General features: G+C 61.1%; 17 protein-coding genes. 11 read left to right on the top strand and 6 right to left on the bottom strand.

The features are described from left to right. Positions 1-3: 3 nt before the first annotated feature. Genes NA8A_RS03685 through NA8A_RS03670 form a run of 4 tightly spaced genes read left to right on the top strand, consistent with a single transcriptional unit; the run spans position 4 to position 3889 of the window. On the top strand, positions 4-1071 hold the full coding sequence (locus tag NA8A_RS03685; protein ID WP_009756008.1) for a hemin-degrading factor: 1068 nt from the start codon (positions 4-6) through the stop codon (positions 1069-1071). Between the two features lie 11 nt (positions 1072-1082). Further along, positions 1083-1991: a heme/hemin ABC transporter substrate-binding protein gene (locus NA8A_RS03680; protein ID WP_009756007.1), complete on the top strand. Its 909-nt coding sequence runs from the start codon at positions 1083-1085 to the stop codon at positions 1989-1991. Continuing rightward, positions 1992-3095, top strand: coding sequence for a FecCD family ABC transporter permease (locus tag NA8A_RS03675; RefSeq protein ID WP_009756006.1), 1104 nt, complete (start codon positions 1992-1994; stop codon positions 3093-3095). Further along, entirely contained in the window at positions 3095-3889 is a 795-nt protein-coding gene (locus NA8A_RS03670) for a heme ABC transporter ATP-binding protein (protein ID WP_009756005.1), read from the top strand. Before NA8A_RS03675 ends, NA8A_RS03670 begins: the two co-directional genes overlap by 1 nt. A gap of 252 nt (positions 3890-4141) precedes the next feature. Here the strand turns inward: NA8A_RS03670 and rirA are convergent, their stop codons facing one another. After that, positions 4142-4603 (bottom strand): iron-responsive transcriptional regulator RirA, encoded by a 462-nt coding sequence (gene rirA, locus NA8A_RS03665; RefSeq protein WP_009756004.1) that lies wholly within the window; start codon positions 4601-4603, stop codon positions 4142-4144. Between the two features lie 375 nt (positions 4604-4978). On the opposite strand from rirA, the gene NA8A_RS25420 reads away from it, so the two are divergent. Further along, positions 4979-5290 (top strand): MaoC/PaaZ C-terminal domain-containing protein, encoded by a 312-nt coding sequence (locus tag NA8A_RS25420; protein ID WP_009756003.1) that lies wholly within the window; start codon positions 4979-4981, stop codon positions 5288-5290. 140 nt (positions 5291-5430) lie between these two features. Here NA8A_RS25420 and maiA read toward each other — a convergent pair whose 3' ends face one another. The 5 genes from maiA to NA8A_RS03635 form a co-directional block, all read right to left on the bottom strand. Next, positions 5431-6081, bottom strand: coding sequence for a maleylacetoacetate isomerase (gene maiA / locus NA8A_RS03655; RefSeq protein WP_009756002.1), 651 nt, complete (start codon positions 6079-6081; stop codon positions 5431-5433). Positions 6082-6086: 5 nt separating this feature from the next. Further along, complete coding sequence (locus NA8A_RS03650) at positions 6087-6782, bottom strand: fumarylacetoacetate hydrolase family protein (protein ID WP_009756001.1); 696 nt, start codon at positions 6780-6782, stop codon at positions 6087-6089. Between the two features lie 161 nt (positions 6783-6943). Beyond that, on the bottom strand, positions 6944-8479 hold the full coding sequence (locus tag NA8A_RS03645) for a tripartite tricarboxylate transporter permease (RefSeq protein WP_009756000.1): 1536 nt from the start codon (positions 8477-8479) through the stop codon (positions 6944-6946). Between the two features lie 13 nt (positions 8480-8492). Continuing rightward, positions 8493-8924, bottom strand: a complete 432-nt coding sequence (locus NA8A_RS03640; RefSeq protein ID WP_009755999.1) for a tripartite tricarboxylate transporter TctB family protein — start codon at positions 8922-8924, stop codon at positions 8493-8495. Positions 8925-9111: 187 nt separating this feature from the next. Further along, positions 9112-10086, bottom strand: coding sequence for a Bug family tripartite tricarboxylate transporter substrate binding protein (locus NA8A_RS03635; protein WP_009755998.1), 975 nt, complete (start codon positions 10084-10086; stop codon positions 9112-9114). A gap of 193 nt (positions 10087-10279) precedes the next feature. On the opposite strand from NA8A_RS03635, the gene NA8A_RS03630 reads away from it, so the two are divergent. The 6 genes from NA8A_RS03630 (at position 10280) to NA8A_RS03605 (ending at position 18891) form a co-directional block, all read left to right on the top strand. Next, on the top strand, positions 10280-10957 hold the full coding sequence (locus tag NA8A_RS03630) for a response regulator transcription factor (protein ID WP_009755997.1): 678 nt from the start codon (positions 10280-10282) through the stop codon (positions 10955-10957). Further along, positions 10957-12372, top strand: a complete 1416-nt coding sequence (locus tag NA8A_RS03625; RefSeq protein WP_009755996.1) for a sensor histidine kinase — start codon at positions 10957-10959, stop codon at positions 12370-12372. Before NA8A_RS03630 ends, NA8A_RS03625 begins: the two co-directional genes overlap by 1 nt. Beyond that, positions 12369-13451, top strand: coding sequence for an ABC transporter substrate-binding protein (locus tag NA8A_RS03620; RefSeq protein WP_009755995.1), 1083 nt, complete (start codon positions 12369-12371; stop codon positions 13449-13451). Before NA8A_RS03625 ends, NA8A_RS03620 begins: the two co-directional genes overlap by 4 nt. 103 nt (positions 13452-13554) lie before the next feature. Further along, positions 13555-14949, top strand: a complete 1395-nt coding sequence (locus NA8A_RS03615; protein WP_009755994.1) for a sigma-54-dependent transcriptional regulator — start codon at positions 13555-13557, stop codon at positions 14947-14949. Then, positions 14942-16957: a sensor histidine kinase gene (locus NA8A_RS03610; protein ID WP_009755993.1), complete on the top strand. Its 2016-nt coding sequence runs from the start codon at positions 14942-14944 to the stop codon at positions 16955-16957. The genes NA8A_RS03615 and NA8A_RS03610 overlap by 8 nt, the downstream gene beginning before the upstream one ends. Positions 16958-17238: 281 nt before the next feature. After that, a complete protein-coding gene (locus NA8A_RS03605) occupies positions 17239-18891 on the top strand; it encodes an OFA family MFS transporter (protein WP_009755992.1) in 1653 nt (550 codons plus the stop codon). Positions 18892-18905 lie beyond the last annotated feature (14 nt).

Genomic DNA, 18905 nt, shown 5'->3' with positions numbered 1-18905 from the left:
CTCATGAATATTCAAGCCATCCGCGCGCCTGAAGGCATCCGGCGCGCCCGTAGCGAGAACCCGAAGATGCGGGAACGTGATCTCGCGATACACCTGGGTATATCGGAAGCAGAGCTTCTGGCTGCCCATATCGGGCAGGGCGTCACGCGCATCAGCGCAACGGTGGCAGATGTGCTTCCATCGCTTGAGATGCTGGGTGAGGTCATGGCGCTGACACGCAATGAAAGCGTGGTCCATGAAAAAACCGGTGTTTATGAGAGCGCCAAAACGACGGTCGGCCCTCAGCATGCGCTGATCCTGGGGGGCGATATCGACCTGCGCATTTTCCCTTCCCGTTGGGCTTATGGTTTCGCGGTCGAGAAAACGGACGATGAAGGGGGCGTGCGCCGGAGCCTCCAGTTCTTCGACGCTGCCGGAGACGCGGTTCACAAGATTCATCTGCGTCCGAAATCGGATGTTGCTGCCTATGAGGCGCTGGTTGGCGAGTTGCGGCTTGACGATCAGTCCTCGGCCATCACCGTCAGCGGCGAGAAGATCCGCGAAGAAGTGGTCGACGATGACCTGCCGGCAGCCGACGTTCTGCGTGAACGCTGGAGCGCCATGACAGACGTTCATCAACTGTTCAATATCCTGCGCAAATTGAAACTGACCAGGCATCAGGCCGTGCATCTGATCGGCGAGGACTATGCCTGGCGGCTCGACAATGACGCGCTTACCGCGATGCTCTATCAGGCGGTGCGCGACGAGGTGCCGATCATGTGCTTCGTGGGCAGCAGCGGTTGCATCCAGATTCACACGGGCACCATTCACACTGTGAAGCCCATGGGGCCCTGGATCAATGTGCTCGACCCTGGGTTCAATCTCCATCTGCGCACCGATCATGTGCATGAGCTCTGGGCCGTGCGCAAACCGGTGACGGAGGGGCATGTCACCTCCATCGAAGCCTATGGGGCCGACGGTCAGCTCATCACCCAGTTCTTCGGCCAGCGCCATGAGGGGCAGGACGAGCGCCCCGACTGGCGGATCATGGTGGAACGTCTTCAGCGTTTGCCCGCTTCCAAGGTTGCATAGGAGCGCGATCGATGCAGGTCTTCAGGAAACCGGCGCGGGCAATGCGATTGAACGCGATTGCGGCGGCTTGTCTTCTTTCGTCTGCGCTTTTGGCCCCGGCTTCGGCTGACGAGGTCGAGACCTTCCGGGATTCCTCCCGGATCGTGTCCGTGGGCGGCGCGCTCACCGAGATCGTCTACGGTCTTGGTGAGGAAGGGCGTCTGGTGGCGCGCGATACGACGAGCACCTATCCGGAGTCCGTGAGGGAAATTCAGGATGTGGGCTATATGCGCGCATTGTCTCCGGAAGGGGTTTTGTCGGTCAATCCGACGGCGATCATCGCAGCCGAAGGCAGCGGTCCCGAAACGACGATGAGCGTTCTCGAAAAGGCCGATGTGGACATGGTCGTTGTCCCCGAGGGCTACAGCCGTGAGGGAATCCTGCGCAAAATCCGTGTCATCGGCACAGCGTTGGGTGTCGAGGAGAAGGCCCAGACGCTTGCCGCTAAGGTCGATTCCGATCTCCGTGCCGCAGAGAAGGCCGCCAGGGAGCAAACAGGGGAAAAGCGGGTTCTTTTTATCCTGAGCATGCAGGGTGGCCGGGTTTTGGCTGCGGGCGGGCACACCGCTGCCGACGGCATCATCCAGATGGCCGGCGCGATCAACGCGGTCGAGGGCTATTCCGGCTACAAGCAGATGACCGATGAGGCCATTGCCGAGGCCGCCCCCGATGTGATCTTGATGATGAAGCGCGGCGAGGGACCTGAAAGAGGTGAAGACCAGGTGTTCGCTCATCCCGCGATATCCGGCACGCCTGCGGGCCGGAACCGCGCCTTGATCACCATGGACGGTTCTTATCTGCTGGGTTTCGGGCCGCGCACGGCTTCTGCCATTCGCGACCTGTCTGCCCGGCTGCATGACGTGAAAGCTGCGACGGACTGAATGGCCTTACAAGGACAGGCGAGCCAGGCACGCGCCGAGCGATGGACACCCGCCGAGGGAGACCGCTCGTCGCGGGCGCGTTTTGCCATCGGAGCGCTATTTCTTCTCTATGTTCTGGTTTGCCTGACGAGCCTTGGTGCGGGGGCTTCGGACATGACCCTGCGCGACGTGCTTCGCGCGCTGATCAGTTTCGGCTCCGATGAGGCCGTTTCGGCGCGGGATCGGATCATTTTGTTCGACATCCGCCTGCCGCGAGTCGTGCTCGGAAGCCTGATCGGTGCTTCGCTGGCGGTGTCCGGCGCGGTCATGCAGGGGCTCTTTCGCAATCCTCTCGCCGATCCGGGCATTGTGGGCGTGGCATCGGGAGCAGGGCTCGCCGCGATTGTGGTGATCGTTCTTGGCGGGACGTCGGCGCTTGGACCCTTCGTTGGCGTGCTTGGCAGTTTTTCACTGCCGCTTGCAGCCTTCTTCGGAGGGCTCGTTACAACGCTTCTTCTTTACAGGGTCGCCACACGCGCAGGCAGAACCTCAATTGCGACCATGCTTTTGGCCGGTATCGCCCTGGGGGCGATGGCCGGGGCCTTTTCGGGAGTGCTGATTTATATCGCCGATGACCAGCAGCTTCGCGATCTCACTTTCTGGGGCTTGGGTTCTCTGGCGGGGGCGACCTGGAGCAAGGTCTTCTCGGCGGGGCCCGTTATCGTTGCTGCGCTTTGTGCCGCGCCGTTTCTCGCGCGCGGCCTTGATGCGATGGTGCTGGGGGAAGCAACGGCAAACCATCTGGGCATACGGGTGCAGCATGTGAAGAATGCGGCCATCGTTGCCGTGGCCGCTGCAACCGGAGCGTCTGTCGCGGTTGCGGGCAGCATCGGCTTCGTGGGGATTGTTGTGCCACATCTCCTGCGGCTGACCATCGGCCCCGAGCACCGATATCTCCTGCCGGCGGCGGCACTTCTCGGCGCATGTCTCCTGCTGCTGGCGGATGTGATCAGCCGTCTGGTCGTCGCACCTGCGGAGCTTCCCATAGGTATCGTCACTGCGGCAATCGGTGCTCCATTCTTCCTCTGGATTCTGCTTCGGCAGCGCGGTTTTCTGGATATGTGATGTCGATAGATGTTCGCAACCTCGGTGTTTCCATAGGGCGCAAAGCCATTTTGTCGGATGTGAGCCTCACCGCGCACCCTGGGACCCTGACGGCGATCGTCGGTCCCAACGGCTCGGGCAAAACCACATTTCTGAAGGCCGTGTCGGGCGATCTGGCCCATTCGGGGGAGATTCGGCTGAACGGGATGGCGCTTGCCGAAATGAAGCCATGGCAGGCTGCCGTTCACAGGGCGGTGCTGCCGCAGGCAACCTCGCTTTCCTTTCCCTACACGGTGCGTGAGATCGTGAAGCTGGGCTTGATGAGCGGGCGGTCGGGAGCGGGCGAACGAGAGCTTGCCCGTTTGCCCGAGCAGGCGCTTGCGCGCGTTGATCTCGATGGTTTCGCAGGGCGCTTCTACCAGGAGCTTTCAGGCGGCGAACAGCAGCGTGTCCAGCTTGCGCGGGTTCTGTGCCAGGTCTGGCGTCCGGTTCTCGATGGCGTTGCGCGCTTTCTGCTATTGGATGAGCCAGTTTCAAGCCTGGACATTAAGCATCAGCTGACGATCATGGAAATTGCCCGGGATTTCGTGGCGGCCGGCGGCGGGGTGATCGCTATATTGCACGATCTCAATCTCACGGCGCGCTATGCCGACCAGGTTGCGATGATGCATCGCGGCCGGCTCGCTGCCTGTGGCAGCGTTGAAGACGTGCTTACCGACGATCTGATTTCAGACGTTTTTGAATGCCGGATCAGGATGAGTACCCCGCCACCTGCCGGTGCTCCGTTCGTCCTGCCGCAGATGGCGGAACTCTGAGCGATATGACGCAGACTGAAATGCGGGACAGGACTTGCGGGAAAGGCCTTCTGGCTGGATAGCGCTCGCCTGGGCCGTTCAGCGGCGTTCAGAGATGCGTCATCTCAGTTCTTCCGCAAGCATGCGTGAAGGTCAGGTGCTCCCACCTGACCGAATAATTCCCTAGATCGGTTCAGGGTTTCCGTGAAACGGTGAATCTATCTCTTTGTTTTTCTGCACACGTCAGGTGATTCCACCTGACTGCAAAATGCTCTAGCCGGCAGCGGCGCGGACAGGCAGTTCGTCGATGCGCAACAGATGGCGCATGTCAGGTTTGGAATCGACCAGATCCTGGATTGTGTAGCTGCCGAGAACCTCGAAGAAGGCGTTGAGAGCCTTGCGAAGCGCCTCGTTCAGGCCGCAGCTGTCGACGAGCGGACAGTCCGAGCCGTCTCCCTCGAAACATTCAGCCATGGCGAAATTGTCTTCGGTCACCCGCACGACGTCGAAAAGCGTGATGGCGGAGGCTTCCTTGGCAAGCCGGACACCGCCATGACGTCCACGAACGGTCTCAACGAAACCGTGTTCGACGAGGGGCTGCAGAATCTTGAACAGGAAGAGATCGGAAAGCGTGTAGGCTTCGGCGATATCGGAGATGCGGCTTAAACGGCCCTGATTGGCCGCACAGTACATCAGGATCCGGATGGCATAATTGGTCTGTCTCGTCAGGCGCATAACGGTCCTCTTGCATAGCGTTCCTGCAATATGGACCATCGTTTAGAATAATTCCAGAGAGTAACGAAAAAATACATGATTTTTATGATCAACTTTTTATGAGAACATTGATGTGTGGTCTATCGCAGCCTTGCTATGCCGCAGGATTGTGGCGCCGAACAGGGTATTGGTGGTTTTTCCGCGACGGACCCGGGAAGAACGGGTCTTTGCGCTGCGTTGCGGAAGGAATCTTGCCATTCTTGTTGCGATGCACAATACTCCGCGCATTGGGGAGCCAAGAACAAGCCCGAAGGGCACAACCCGATTTCTCTTGAAATTGCATATGTGCCGGGCCGGAAACCCGGTGCCGTGCCGTGGTTTCGGAAAGGCAACCCAATGAATGCACATGTTCTCGCGGACACGCTCGGTGATGCGCCGACCGTTTCCGACTGGGTGAGCGTTGATCAGAAGATGATCGACAGTTTCGCCGATTGCACCAATGATCATCAATGGATTCATGTCGACAGGGCGCGGGCGCGCGATGAAGGCCCGTTTGGCAGCACCGTGGCGCATGGTTTCCTGACCTTATCGCTGCTTTCGAGCCTTTCCTATGATTGCGGCGCCTGGCCGGAGCGGCTTGGCACGATCATCAATTATGGACTCGACCGCCTGCGCCGGGCAGCCGTGTCCGGCTGCGCGCGAAGCTGAAGGATATCGAGGAAAAGGCTCCCGGCCGCCTTCTGGTGCGCCATCACAGCGAAGTGGAGATCGAGGGCGAGGAGACGCCGGCCCTTGTGGCCGAAACGGTTATCCTCCTCATCCTTGACGAGGCCAAGGCCTGAAGGTTTCTATTCGGCGTCGGGCTGGTTTGCCGGCGCAGCATCGATGAAAGGCTGAAGCTTCATGCAGGCCTCGTTGATGCGCGTTATCGCTGGATAGGGCGTCATGTCGACGTCGAACCGTCGATTGTTGGCGACCTGGGCAACGAGGCAGATGTCTGCCATGCCCGGTGTTTCTCCATGACAGAAGGTCCCGGTATCGGGGCTCTGCGACAACAGCGCTTCGAGCGGCCCGAACGTGGCCGCCACCCAATGGCGGAACCATGAGGCGACTTCCGCGTCGTCGGCATGGTAGCGCTGGCGCAAGGCCCCGAGCACGCGCAGATTGTTGACCGGATGAATCTCGCAGGCGATCATCTGTGAAAGCATACGCACGCGTGCGCGGCCATGCGGGTCGGCCGGCAGCAATCGCGGCTCCGGCACCATCTCTTCCAGAAACTCCATGATCGCCATGGATTGGGCGATCATGGTGCCGTCGCTCCAGACCAGAGCCGGAACGAGCCCCTGGGGATTGACGGCAAGATAGGCCGGCGAGTTTTGTTCGCCGTGGCGCAAATGGTGCGCCACGTAGCGATAGGGGAGGCCTTTCATGGCGAGCGCGATGCGCACGCGATAGGAGGTCGAGGAGCGGAAGTAATTGTGCAGGACAATCTCGCTCATCGGATTCAGCCCTCTGCGATGTCGATCGAGATTTCGCCTACACCCTCGACACCGCCCGTCATGCGGTCGCCGCGCAGGACGGCCCCGACGCCGGCTGGCGTTCCCGTGTAGATAAGATCGCCCGGCTTGAGCTCCACCGCGCGGCTGCAGATGGCAATCACGTCGGCGACGGGCCAGATCAGTTCATCCAGGTCGCCTTCCTGACGGGTTTCGTCGTTGACCGCGAGCCAGACACGCCCTTTCTGCGGATGGCCGCTTCTGGCGACCGGCATGATCGGCGCGCAGGGAGCGGAGCGGTCGAATGCCTTGCCCCAATCCCAGGGCTGGCCCTTCTTCTTGGCGGCGCCCTGCAGGTCGCGGCGAGTCAGATCGATGCCGACCGCATATCCGAAAACATGGTCCAGCGCGTTCTCGACGGGGATGTCGCTGCCGCCCTTGCCGATGGCCACGACGAGCTCGATCTCGTGATGCAGGTCTTCGGTCAAAGAGGGATAGGGGATGGTCGAGCCGCTATCGACGACAGCATCTGCGGGTTTGGAGAAGAAGAATGGCGGTTCGCGATCCGGGTCCTGTCCCATCTCGCGAGCGTGCGCCGCATAATTGCGACCGACGCAGAAAATGCGGCGAACGGGAAAGCGTTCTTCGCTGTCGAGGATGGCGACGGAGGGTGGGGCAGGTGGCGCAAAGGCAAAGTCGGTCATGTGGTTCTCCCGGATATGCGTTCAGGAGACATGGCCGAATTGCGCGCTTCCGGCAAGCCCGTTGCGCAGGTCGGCGACGGGCGGGGGCCACAGGGGCAATTTTCCAGCCTTGTTCAGGTGGTATGCGGCGCTGCCTCGAGGGGCTGCGCCGCATGTCGATGTCAGTCGGGATCGGCACCCTCGGCAATCGGCTCGTCCGCGAGCTTCGGCCGAAGGTAACGGCCGACGATGAGCGGCAGCACGAAGCCGATGATGGCAAAGGACCAGAGCGCGATGGCGAGCCAGGAATCGAACAGCATCGTCCAGTCGCCATTGTGAATGGTCATGGCGCGGCGCAGGTTCTTTTCCATTTGATCGCCGAGCAGGACGCCCAGAATGATCGGCACCAGCGGCACGTCCAGCTTGCGCAAAACCCAGCCGATGACGCCGAACGCGACCATCACCACCAGGTCGAAGGTAGAGCCGGAAATACCGTAAATGCCGACGAAGGAGATCATTGCCACGGCCGGCATGAGGTAGCGGGTGGGCACCAGAAGCACGCGTACGAACAGCGATACAAGTGGCAGGTTCATGGCCAGAAGCATGAGATTGCCGATGAACAACGCAGCAATCAGGCCCCAAACGACATCCGGGTTCTGCTGGAAGAGCAGGGGGCCAGGCGTGATGTTGAGCGCCAGAAGCATGGCCAGAAGCACGGCTGTGGTGCCCGAACCCGGCACGCCGAGCGCCAGCATGGGCACCAGCGCGCCGCCGGCGGCGGCGTTGTTGCCGGCTTCGGGGGCGGCAACGCCGCGCGGGTCGCCCTTGCCAAAGGTTCCGTTGCGGTCTGAAAGGCGCTTTTCGAATGTATAAGAGATGAAGGAGCCGAGTGAAGCGCCGGCTCCCGGCAACACACCTGCGATGAAGCCCAGGATGGTCGAACGCCCCATGGCAGGAAGCGTCGCACGCACCATCTTCCAGGGAGGAACGACCCGACCGACCTTCATCGACCGATCGCTGCCGTTCCCGCCGGCCCGGTGCTCCAGAAAGATGAACACTTCCGACAGGGCGAACAGGCCGACGATCGCAACCAGGAAGTCGATGCCGTCATAGAGATGGACTTCGCCGAAGGAAAAACGCGGCACGCCCGTCTGCCCGTCGACGCCGATGGTGGAGATGCCAAGGCCCAGAGCGGCGGCGAAGGCTGCCTTCGCCTGGTTTCTGCTCGCTATGCCGCCAAGTGTTGCAAAGGCCAGCACGAAGAGCGCGAAATACTCGGCCGGACCGAACAAAAGAGCGACCTTGACCAGCTGCGGTGCCAGAAACACGAGGCCCCAGGTGGCGAAGAAGGCGCCGACGAAGGAGGCAAGCCCGGAGATCGCCAGCGCTTCGCCGGCCTGACCGGCACGCGCCATGGGATAGCCGTCGAGCGTCGTCATCAGAGCCGGTTCGTCGCCCGGAATGTTGAGCAGGATCGAGGATATGCGTCCGCCATACATGGCGCCGTAGTAAACGCTCGTCAGCAGGATCAGCGCCGGCGTTGCCGGCAGGCCGAGCGTGAAGGCGAGCGGAATCAAGATCGCGACGCCGTTGGACGGGCCTAAGCCCGGAAGCGCTCCGATGATGGTTCCGAGAAAGCAGCCGACAAGCGCCAGCATCAGGTTCTGGAAGGTGAGCGCGACGGCAAAGCCGTCGGCCAGGGAAGCCAGAGTGTCCATAACGCGCCTCCGCTCAGAAACCCCAGGGGCCGCGCGCCAGCGACAACCCGAGGACAAGATGGAAAATCACATAGATGCCGACCGCAATCGCAACGCCCGCAATGGCTGCGGAAACGGGCCGTGCGCCAAGGCGCCAGGATAGATATGCGGCGGCAACCGTCGTGCAGGCGACGAAACCGTAATCCTTCAGGAACATCGCGTAGGCGATCATGACCGCGGCGGCGATGCCGATCTCGAAAAGACGCGAGAAGGCGGGCCATTCCGGTTCGGTGTCAGGTTTCCAAAGAACCACTGCGCTCGCAATCGCCAGCACAACGCCGATTATGTAGGGAAAGGCGCGCGGCCCGAACGGATCTGAAATGAAGCTGAGTTCGATCACGCTTGCCTGCCAAAGATAGAAGCCGGCAAGCAGGAGACCGAAAACGCCAAAGATGCGGTCGCTCATCTGGGACCCCGTTTTCTAGCGCACAGGCCCGAAAACCAATCGCGGTTTTCGTCGGGCGCGGTGTGCGGATCAGATAGCTATCGGCGGCCATTCCGCGTCCCAAGGACGTGTGGCGCCGTGGTGTTTTCGCTTGATGCAATTCGGGCCTGTGGGATGTCCCCGCAGGCCCGATTAAAATCCGCTCGCGTTACTTCACGATGCCGATCTGCTTTGAAAGCTCGGTGATGGAAGCGATGGATTCCTTCACGAAAGCCTGGAACTGGTCGCCCTGAAGATCGAGCGGGGCGAGACCGTTTGCGGCCATGATGCCCTTCCACTCGTCGGACGCGTAGACCTTGCCGACGGCATCGACCCAGTATTTGTAGGCTTCGTCGGACATGCCGCCGGGGGCGTAGAAACCGCGCCAGTTCGCGCCGATCACGTCGATGCCCTGTTCCTTAGCGGTCGGGAAGGAAGAAAAGTCGCCTTCCAGGCGCTCAGGTGCCAGAACGGCAATCACCTTGATGTCGCCGGAATCCACGAAGCCCTTCGCTTCGGAGGCGTCGCCCGTGAATGCCTGGACGGACCCTGCAAGAAGCTGCGTTACCGCTTCGCCGCCACCGTCGAAGGCGACATATTTGACCTGACGGACATCTTCCACGCCAGCCTTGTTCGCGGCGATCAGAACCTTGAGGTGATCCCAGCCGCCGACCGCAGAGCCGCCCGCCACCGATACGGAGGTCGGGTCCTTCTTGATCATGTCCATCAGTTCAGGAAGCGTGTTGATGGAGGAATTCTTGGCGACTGCAATGATGCCGTAGTCGGCTCCAACGGAACCGATCCAGCGCACCTGGTCCATGGTGTTGCCCGGGAAGGCGCCTTGAGCGAGGCGGGTCGCGGTGGCCGAGGAGGCCGCGACGATGAGGCTGTTGTCATCGTTGCGTTTGCTGACCACTTCGGCGTAGGCGACGCCACCGCCGCCGCCCGCGACATTCGACACCTGCATGGAGCCGGGGACGATTTTCAGGTCCTGAAGGGCCTTGCCGACCTGACGGCAGGTGAAATCCCAACCGCCGCCGGGAGCGGCCGGCGCGATGCACTCGGTCTTGCCCGGATCGAAGGCAAAGGCGGACAGGCTGGATGCAAGGGTGAACGCGGCCGCAAGGCCGATCAGCTTTTTCATGAGATTTCCTCCACTCGAGCGACCCTGCCGCAAAGAGAACAGGATCCTCCTCCGATGTTCATTCTACCGCATTTCCTTTCGTGGCGCCTCTCCCACGAGGCGCGCAAGCGCTGCGGCAGCCATGGACTTGTTCTCCTGGCAATGCGAAGCCTATAGGTTAAGCCTGTCAACAAGCTGTCAGAATGCGGGCCGCATGCATTTTTTGATCGTCGAGGATACGCGGGACGTTGCCGAAGCCATCGAAAGGCGGCTGGAAAAGGCTGGGCATGTGAGCGATCGGGCCGAAACGCTGGAGGACGCCTGGCACTTTGCAAGCATGAGCCGGCATGATCTGATCATTCTCGACATCAACCTGCCGGATGGGTCGGGCATCGCGTTTCTGCGGCGCCTGCGGGGAGACGGCAACCGCGTTCCCGTTCTCGTTCTGACGGCGCGGCTTGCCGTCAATGACAAGATCGACGCGCTCGATCTTGGTGCCGACGATTATATGGTCAAACCCTTCGACCTGGGTGAATTGGAAGCGCGCATCAGGGCTATCGTGCGCCGCCGCAGCGGCGAGGCGGATCGTACGCTTTCGGCTGGGCGGCTGGTCTTCGACATGGCGGCGCGCAGCGTTACGATCGATGGCGTCGTCTGCGAGTTGACGCGCCGCGAACAGACGCTTCTTGAGATATTCCTGACCAACCGCGGTCGCGTCCTGGACAAGGAAGACCTGCTTGTGCGGCTTTTCGGCCATGATGGCGAAAAGAACCCCAATGCGGTGGAACTCTATGTCGGACGCCTGCGCCGCAAGATCGAGGGTTCCGGCCTTGAAATCCGAACGCTGAGGGGGCTTGGCTATCAGGCGGTCGTCGCGGGAGCCGATGTCTGATGCAGGTCCGGACCGAAGGCGTGCTTCCCAATCGTGGCCTTTCGGTCACCTACCGTCTGGCGATTGCACTCACGCTCGTACTGACGCTGGCGGTGGCTGCAACGATCTTCGCGGCTTATGGTTATGGCCGGCGCGCTGCCAACGAAGCCTTCGACCGGCTTCTGCAAGGGGCGGCGCTTCAGATCGCGGAACGCATTTTCGTGGTGGAAGGCGAGATCCGCGTCGATATCCCCGTCTCGGCCTTCGAACTGCTTTCGCTCGCGGAAAATGAGCGTGTCTTCTACCGCGTCGCGCGCCCGGGCGGGGAGACACTGACGGGCTATGACAACTTTCCCCTGCCTGCCGAGGGACGTTCCATCCCGGCGTCCGGCCTTGCCTATGAAACCGCGTTCGGGGGCGAAATGGTGCGGGCGCTCGTCATGCCGCGTCATCTGTCGGAACGGGCGGTGACCGGCGACATCTACGTGGTGGTGGCTCACACGATGGGCAGCCGGGATCAGCTGGCGCGCAGCGTCGCCACACAGGCGGTGACCGTCATAGCTGGGGCGGGGCTAGCCATTCTGGTGCTCGCCCTCATTGCCATGCGCTACGCAATGCGCCCTCTGGAGCGTATCCAGAACGCGATCCTTGAGCGCGATCCCCTTGATTTGTCTCCGTTTTCCATGCGCGCGCCGGATGAAGTCTCTGCCCTGGTCGCAGCCATAAACCGCTTCATGGGCCGGCTCGACCGGAGGGTGCGGGCAATGCAGGACTATGTCGCAGACTCCGCGCACCAGATTCGCACTTCGATCACAGCGCTGCGTGCGCATAGCGAACTTGCGCTGGAGGAGGACGATCCTGAGCGGCTCAAGGCATTGCACCGGCGAATCCGCAGCCGTGCCATCGGGTTGAATCGCCTTACCGATCAGTTGTTGAGCCATGCCCTCGTGACGCATCGGGCCGATACGGCGCCGCTGGAGCGGCTCGATCTGCGCCGCGTAGCCATCGATGCGGAGCGGGAGTTCGGGCAGATCGCTGGCACTGGGCGCATGCGGGTCAAGCTCGATCTGGCCGAGGAACCCGTTGCGGTTGCCGGCGATGCCTTCAGCCTTCGTGAAGCGATCAAGAACCTTCTCAACAATGCTGTCGCGCATGGCAAGGCGCCAGTGGGATTGACGGTGCGCAGCGAACCGCAGGGCCGTGCCTGCGTCTGGGTGAACGACCGCGGCAGCGGGCTTCCCATCGCCGATGCGTCTGACATCGGCCAGCGCTTTGCCATCAATCCAAACAAGCCAGAAAGCGCCGGACTGGGGTTGGCGATCGTGCGGGAGGTTGCGGAGTTTCACCAGGGTCGCATCCGCATCGAGCGCGCCGACGGTCATTTTGCCATTGGACTTGATCTGCCGGCACTGAAACCAGAAAGCGAAGAAGAATGAATCGCTTGATCTTCCTTGCTGGAGTCTTCCTTTCACTGTCGCTTGCGGCCCCAAGCTTCGCTGAAGACACGGTTTTTCCGGCTCGTGGAAGCAAGGCCGAGACGCTTGTGATCGGCAGCGTTACGGATATCGATTTCATCGAGGGGCTGATCAAGGCTTTCCAAACGGCCAATCCGTCGACGGAAGTCGTCTATCGCCAGATGACGAGCCTTGACCTTTATGCGGCCGCCGCTGAAGCATGCACGAAAGGGACCTTCTTCGCCGACACCGTGATCTCGTCTGCAATCCCCGAGCAGGTCAGACTTGTGAATGACGGTTGCTCGCAGCCGTTCCGTTTTTCCTTGCCTGCAGACCTTCCGGATTGGGCTTCCTGGCGCAATGAGCTGGTCGGGCTCACCTTCGAACCGGCCGTGATCGTTTATGACCGCCAGGGGTTGAACCCGGCCGATGTGCCGCGCAATCGTTTCGAACTTGTCGATCTCCTGCGCCAGACCGAGCGTTTCAGGGGGCGGATCGGCACCTATGACATCGAGGATTCGGGCGTCGGTTACATCTTCGCCTTCGAAGATGCAGCACAGGCCTCGACCTGGGGGCGTCTTCTGGAGAGCCTGGGGCAAAATCGGGCCCAGCTATTCTGCTGCAGCTCGGACGTTATCGACGGCGTGGCCTCGGGGCGCCTGGTGCTGGGCTACAATGTCCTTGGCTCCTATGCGCTTGCGCGGCAGGCAGCCGATCCCCGGATCGGCATCATTTTTCCCTCGGACTACACGCTGGCACTGTCGCGGGCGGCCTATGTGTCGCGCGATGCGCATAATGTCCGGGCTGCCAATGCGCTGATTGCACTTGCGCTGTCGGATACCGGCCAACGCATACTTTCAGGCGATTCCAAGCTCTATTCCTCGCGCAACGGACCGGAAATGCTGGCGCGGGCCGATGCCGTTTCGGGTGGCGTCACGGGTGCAGCCGCCTTCAGGCCCATAGCCTTGTCTCCGGCCCTGCTCGTCGGTCTCGATCAAGCCAAGCGCAAGGCGTTTCTTGACCAATGGCGCAAATCCTTTCAGGCCGGCAAGGACGATTGAGCGTCTTCCTATTCGGCCTGAAAAATTGCTTTCCCCATGCGGAATTGCTTTCGCCGCATCCTTGGCTAATCATGCGGCAAGGCATGGGAGGATGCGGGAAGAAATGGCTACCGGACAGGCAGCAAGACGGCCACGCGATGTGACGGCCGACCCGGAGTTCGGCCCGTGGCTGGCGCAGGCATCGATTCTTGTGATCGACGACGAGCCGGGCATGCGCAATTTCCTCGTGCGCACGCTTGGCCCGCGCTGCAAGCAGCTCGACGAGGCCGCAGATACGGAAGAGGCTTCGCGCAAGCTGGATCGCCATCACTATGATGTCGTGATCCTGGACAATATCATGCCCGGCAAGAATGGCGTCGATTGGCTTGCCGAACAGCGTGCCATCGGTTTTTTCTCCAACGCCATCCTCATGACCGCCTATGCTGATCTTGAAACGGCGATCCAGGCGTTACGGGCGGGCGCTATCGATTTCATCCTCAAACCGTTCCGCTCGAACCAACTTCTCAACGCCGTTGCGCGTTGTCTCGACCAGATGCGGTTGCAGCGCGAAAATTACGTTCTGCGTTATGAACTGAAATCCACCTCTGACCACGTGCTCTTACGGGACAAGCTGATCGGCCATTCGAAAGCGATCAGCGATGTCCGTGAGGCGATTGCGCGGGTGGCGCCGCTGCCCACGTCTGTCCTTCTGACCGGGCAGTCGGGAACCGGCAAGGAGGTGGCCGCGCGTTCGCTCCATTCGCTTTCGGATCGTGCGGACAAACCCTTCGTGCCTGTCAATTGCGCGGCCATTCCGCCCGACATGATCGAAACGGAACTTTTCGGGCATCTGAAGGGGGCGTTTACCGGCGCGGAATCCGGCCGGGAGGGGCTGTTTCTGCATGCGCAGAACGGAACACTCTTTCTCGATGAAATCGGGGAATTGCCGCTTGCCACGCAAAGCAAGCTTTTAAGGGTGCTCGAAGACCGGCGCATACGTCCCGTTGGTTCGGAGCGCGAGATTCCTGTCGACCTGCGTTTCATATTCGCGACCAATGCCGAACTGGAAAAGCTTGTGGAGGCGGGACGTTTCCGTGCCGACCTCTTCTTCCGCATCAATGTCATGCAAATCCATCTGCCGCCGTTGAAGGACCGGGGAGACGACGTTCGGGAGCTCGCCGAACTGTTCATGCATAAGCTCTCCCAGCAGCTGGGCATGCCAGAAGTGCCAATGGAGGGCGGGGTGCATAAGGCATTTGCCCGCTACGACTGGCCGGGCAATGTGCGCGAATTGCGCAATCTGGTGGAGCGCTCGTTGATCCTTGGCCGTTTCCCCGATGATTTCGGTGGCCGTGTCGGGGCAGTTGACGTGGCGAACGGTCTCAGCCTGGCCGACGTGGAGCGGCATCATATTCTGAGTGTTCTGAGAGGGGTGGGCGGCGACAAGGATGCGGCTGCGCTGCAACTCGGCATCTCTCGAAAAACCATCGACCGCAAATGCGCGGCCTGGAATGTCTGATGGGCCTGTTCATGCATCGGGCCGGGGACAGGGCCGTTCTGTCCGGTTCCGCCTTCTGGCAATCGCGCTGTTGCCCACGCTTGTCATTCTGCCGTTGCTTCTGGGGATGGCGGTCTATCGCTGGAACGCCAAGTTCGATGCCGCACTGACTTCGAAGGTCAATGGCGACCTCACGATTGCGCATCAGTATTTTGCCAGGATTCTGGAGAACACGGGCGAACAACTGGTGGCGCTCGGCCAGTCGGCGCGTTTCAGGGACGTGGTTGGCCAGCCGCAGGTCCTGTCTGCCGTTCTGGAGGAAAACAGGGCGCGGCTGGAACTCGATTTTCTCTATCTGGTGACGGCGGAGGGGACCCTGCAGGCTGCCGCTCCGGCACCTGCGGGCAATCCGAGGCAGGATTGGCCCATCGTCGTTCACGCCCTGGAGGGCGAGGCGTCCACCGGGGTCGACATCTTTTCGGGTACGGATCTTGAAGCGATCTCTCCCGATATCGCAGGCCGTGCCGAGCTCGAGCTTGTGCCCACCACGAATGCGGTTCCAACCGACAGGAACACGGAAACGCGTGGCATGGTGGTGCATTCGGCAAGCCCCGTTCAGCTTGCGGATGGGCGTTCGGCGGCACTGGTTGGGGGTATTCTCCTGAACCGGAACCTCGTGTTCATCGATACGATCAACGATCTGGTCTACCGGGAGGCGAGTCTGCCCGAAGGCAGCCAGGGGACGGCAACCCTTTTTCTGGAGGATGTGCGCATCAGCACCAATGTGCGCCTCTTCGAAGGACGGCGTGCGCTTGGAACACGGGTTTCGGCGGCGGTGCGGTCTGCTGTACTGGGTGAAGGTCGCGTCTGGCTCGACAGTGCCTTTGTCGTCAACGACTGGTACATCTCAGCCTATGAGCCGATCAGCGACAGTACGGGGCAGCGGGTGGGGATGCTTTACGTGGGTTTCCTTGAAGCTCCGTTCACGCAGGCCAAATACACGACGCTTTTGACCATCGCGGCAGCTTTCCTCGCCATAACCGCGCTCAGTGTTCCGATTTTCCTGCGCTGGGCACGCTCCATCTTTCAGCCGCTCGAACGCATGGCAGGCACGATCTCCCAGGTGGAAGGGGGGGACCTTGGCGCGCGGACGGGAATTCTGGGAGTGGATGACGAGATCGGCCGTGTCGCGCAACATCTCGACCATCTCCTGGAGCTCCTGCAGGAGCGCGACCGCCAATTGCGTGCCTGGAACGAAGATCTCAACACGCGCGTCGAAGAGCGGACGCGGGAGCTGAAGCTTGCCAATCGGCAACTCGAAGCGACGACCAAGCAATTGATCATGTCGGAAAAACTGGCGGCAATTGGTGAAATTACCGCCGGCGTGGCGCATGAAATCAACAATCCCATAGCCGTCATGCAAGGCAATCTGGAAGTTGTCCGGCAGGTAATGGGCGAACGCGCCGATGATGCGAAGACCGAGTTCCGATTACTGGACGAGCAGATCCACCGCATCAGCCAGATCGTCACCAAGCTTCTGCAATTTGCCAAGCCTGAGGAATATGCGGGGTTCGTCGAACGGCACGCACCCGCGCAGGTCATTTCGGACACGCTTCCGCTGGTGCAGCATCTTCTCAACAAGACGGGCATTGCCGTCGAGCGCGACGACCGGGCGGAGCGGCTGGTGCTCATGAACCGGACGGAACTGCAGCAGGTGCTGGTGAACCTCATCGTCAATGCGGTTCATGCCATGCCCGACGGGGGAACGCTCACGCTCAAGACGAGCGACAGCGACCGGGATGAGCGGGCAGGGCTTCTGCTCGAAGTGGCCGATACCGGCGTGGGGATGAGCCCAGACCTTCTTGCCAAGGTGTTCGATCCCTTCTTCACCACGAAGCGGCGGGAAGGAACAGGCCTCGGCCTCTCCATCAGCCAGACACTGATCAGCCGGCAAGGCGGCAAGATTTCCGCCGTCAGCGAACCAGGAAAGGGCACGGTGTTTTCCGTCTGGTTGCCGGAAGCAAGCTGAGACAGGTTCGCGGGGACATTTTGTCCTCTGCCTTCGGACAAAATGTCCATAGCCGCTTGCTCTCATCCGATAAGCAATTGAAATCGTTGGTCCGCGATCTTGGCATGCGCATTGCTTGGAACAATGCGCAATGCAAGAGGAGGACCATCATTCTTGCGGGTTGACGGCACGCCTGAAGGCGTCGGACGCGGCTGGAGGAAGCCGCTGAAAGCCCGCTGCCCCTGATCACTTAACCAGCTGGACGGCCGCCACGGGGGTGTGGCGGAAGGAGGAGGAAATTCATGTCCGCAGCAAGTGAAGCTTTATCCGGCGTACCGGCCGGAGGAATTCTCGACCGGGAGCGCATTATTGCACGTCCCGGGTTCAATCGCTGGCTCGTTCCGCCGGCGGCCCTTGCCATCCATCTGTGCATCGGCATGGCCTATGGGTTCAGCGTTTTCTGGCTGCCATTGTCGCAGGCGGTCGGTGTCAGCGAGCGGGTGGTCTGCCAGGATATGACGCTCGTTTCGGCCCTGTTCACGACGAGTTGCGACTGGCGCGTTTCCGATCTCGGCTGGATTTACACGCTGTTTTTCGTGCTCCTCGGCTCGGCTGCCGCAATCTGGGGCGGCTGGCTGGAGCGTGCGGGACCGCGCAAGGCGGGGGTTGTGGCGGCGATCTGCTGGTGCGGCGGCATCGCGATTGCAGCGCTCGGCGTGATGATCCATCAGCTCTGGCTGATGTGGCTCGGCGCTGGCGTGATTGGCGGCATCGGGCTCGGTCTTGGCTATATCTCGCCCGTATCGACGCTCATCAAATGGTTTCCCGACCGACGCGGCATGGCGACGGGCATGGCCATCATGGGCTTTGGCGGCGGTGCGATGATCGGCGCTCCGCTGGCGGACATGCTGATGAACAGCTTCAAGACCGCCGATTCGGTCGGTGTGTGGCAGACTTTCCTCGTCATGGCGGTCATATATTTCGTCTTCATGATGGGCGGCGCTTTCGGCTATCGCATTCCGCCGGCAGGCTGGCGCCCGGATGGCTGGGCACCACCGGCCCAGAACACGAAGTCGATGATCACGGCGCGCCACGTTCATCTGCGCGACGCACACAAGACCAAGCAGTTCTGGTTGATCTGGGCGGTGCTTACCCTCAATGTCTCGGCCGGCATCGGCGTCATCGGCATGGCCTCGCCGATGCTTCAGGAGATTTTCGGCGGCCGCCTTATCGGCATGCCGGAACTGAGTTTCGGACAACTGGACGCCTCGCAGAAAACGGCAATCGCGGCCATTGCGGCAGGTTTTGCCGGACTGTTGTCGCTTTTCAATATCGGCGGCCGGTTCTTCTGGGCCTCGCTTTCAGACAAGATCGGCCGCAAGAACACCTATTACGCGTTCTTCCTGATCGGCATCGTGCTCTATGCATTGGCGCCGTCGGCAGCGCATATGGGCAGCCAGCTTCTGTTCGTGCTGATGTTCTGCATCATTTTGTCCATGTATGGCGGCGGATTTGCCACCATCCCAGCCTATCTTGCGGATATTTTCGGAACCCAGTTCGTGGGCGCTATTCATGGCCGGCTGCTGACGGCCTGGGCGACGGCAGGGATTATCGGTCCTGTGGTGGTGAACTATATCCGCGAGGCCCAGCTCAACGCCGGTATTCCGCGCGAACAGGTCTACGACTTCACCATGTATATTCTGGCAGGCATGCTTCTGCTCGGGTTGATCTGCAACATGCTCGTCAAGCCGCTGCCCGAGAAATGGTATATGTCGGATGAGGAAGTCGCCAAGCTGCAGGCCAAAAGTGCGACCGATGCTTCCGTTCCCACCGGCTCCTTCGGCATCGGCAAAGGCGGCTTCGACGGGAAGGCGCTTGCAGCGTGGGCCGTCGTCGGGATTCCTATCCTGTGGGGTATCTGGATCACGATGCAGAAGACGGCTGCTCTGTTCTGAGCCGGTGTCTCTCT

Source organism: Nitratireductor indicus C115 (assembly GCF_000300515.1).
GTDB classification, from domain to species: domain Bacteria; phylum Pseudomonadota; class Alphaproteobacteria; order Rhizobiales; family Rhizobiaceae; genus Nitratireductor; species Nitratireductor indicus.
The sequence above is the reverse complement of the archived record's forward strand: the minus strand, read 5'-3'. Positions and strand labels throughout refer to the sequence as shown.

Excerpts from the sequence above, each read along its gene's own strand:
- NA8A_RS03650 (WP_009756001.1), bottom strand. The coding sequence starts at position 6,782 with ATGACCGACTTTGCCTTTGCGCCACCTGCCCCACCCTCCGTCGCCATC.
- NA8A_RS03680 (WP_009756007.1), top strand. The coding sequence starts at position 1,083 with ATGCAGGTCTTCAGGAAACCGGCGCGGGCAATGCGATTGAACGCGATT.
- NA8A_RS03685 (WP_009756008.1), top strand. The coding sequence starts at position 4 with ATGAATATTCAAGCCATCCGCGCGCCTGAAGGCATCCGGCGCGCCCGT.
- NA8A_RS03670 (WP_009756005.1), top strand. The coding sequence starts at position 3,095 with ATGTCGATAGATGTTCGCAACCTCGGTGTTTCCATAGGGCGCAAAGCC.
- NA8A_RS03630 (WP_009755997.1), top strand. The coding sequence starts at position 10,280 with ATGCATTTTTTGATCGTCGAGGATACGCGGGACGTTGCCGAAGCCATC.
- NA8A_RS03620 (WP_009755995.1), top strand. The coding sequence starts at position 12,369 with ATGAATCGCTTGATCTTCCTTGCTGGAGTCTTCCTTTCACTGTCGCTT.
- NA8A_RS03645 (WP_009756000.1), bottom strand. The coding sequence starts at position 8,479 with ATGGACACTCTGGCTTCCCTGGCCGACGGCTTTGCCGTCGCGCTCACC.
- NA8A_RS03675 (WP_009756006.1), top strand. The coding sequence starts at position 1,992 with ATGGCCTTACAAGGACAGGCGAGCCAGGCACGCGCCGAGCGATGGACA.
- maiA (WP_009756002.1), bottom strand. The coding sequence starts at position 6,081 with ATGAGCGAGATTGTCCTGCACAATTACTTCCGCTCCTCGACCTCCTAT.
- rirA (WP_009756004.1), bottom strand. The coding sequence starts at position 4,603 with ATGCGCCTGACGAGACAGACCAATTATGCCATCCGGATCCTGATGTAC.
- NA8A_RS03625 (WP_009755996.1), top strand. The coding sequence starts at position 10,957 with ATGCAGGTCCGGACCGAAGGCGTGCTTCCCAATCGTGGCCTTTCGGTC.
- NA8A_RS03610 (WP_009755993.1), top strand. The coding sequence starts at position 14,942 with ATGTCTGATGGGCCTGTTCATGCATCGGGCCGGGGACAGGGCCGTTCT.
- NA8A_RS03605 (WP_009755992.1), top strand. The coding sequence starts at position 17,239 with ATGTCCGCAGCAAGTGAAGCTTTATCCGGCGTACCGGCCGGAGGAATT.
- NA8A_RS03615 (WP_009755994.1), top strand. The coding sequence starts at position 13,555 with ATGGCTACCGGACAGGCAGCAAGACGGCCACGCGATGTGACGGCCGAC.
- NA8A_RS03635 (WP_009755998.1), bottom strand. The coding sequence starts at position 10,086 with ATGAAAAAGCTGATCGGCCTTGCGGCCGCGTTCACCCTTGCATCCAGC.
- NA8A_RS03640 (WP_009755999.1), bottom strand. The coding sequence starts at position 8,924 with ATGAGCGACCGCATCTTTGGCGTTTTCGGTCTCCTGCTTGCCGGCTTC.
- NA8A_RS25420 (WP_009756003.1), top strand. The coding sequence starts at position 4,979 with ATGAATGCACATGTTCTCGCGGACACGCTCGGTGATGCGCCGACCGTT.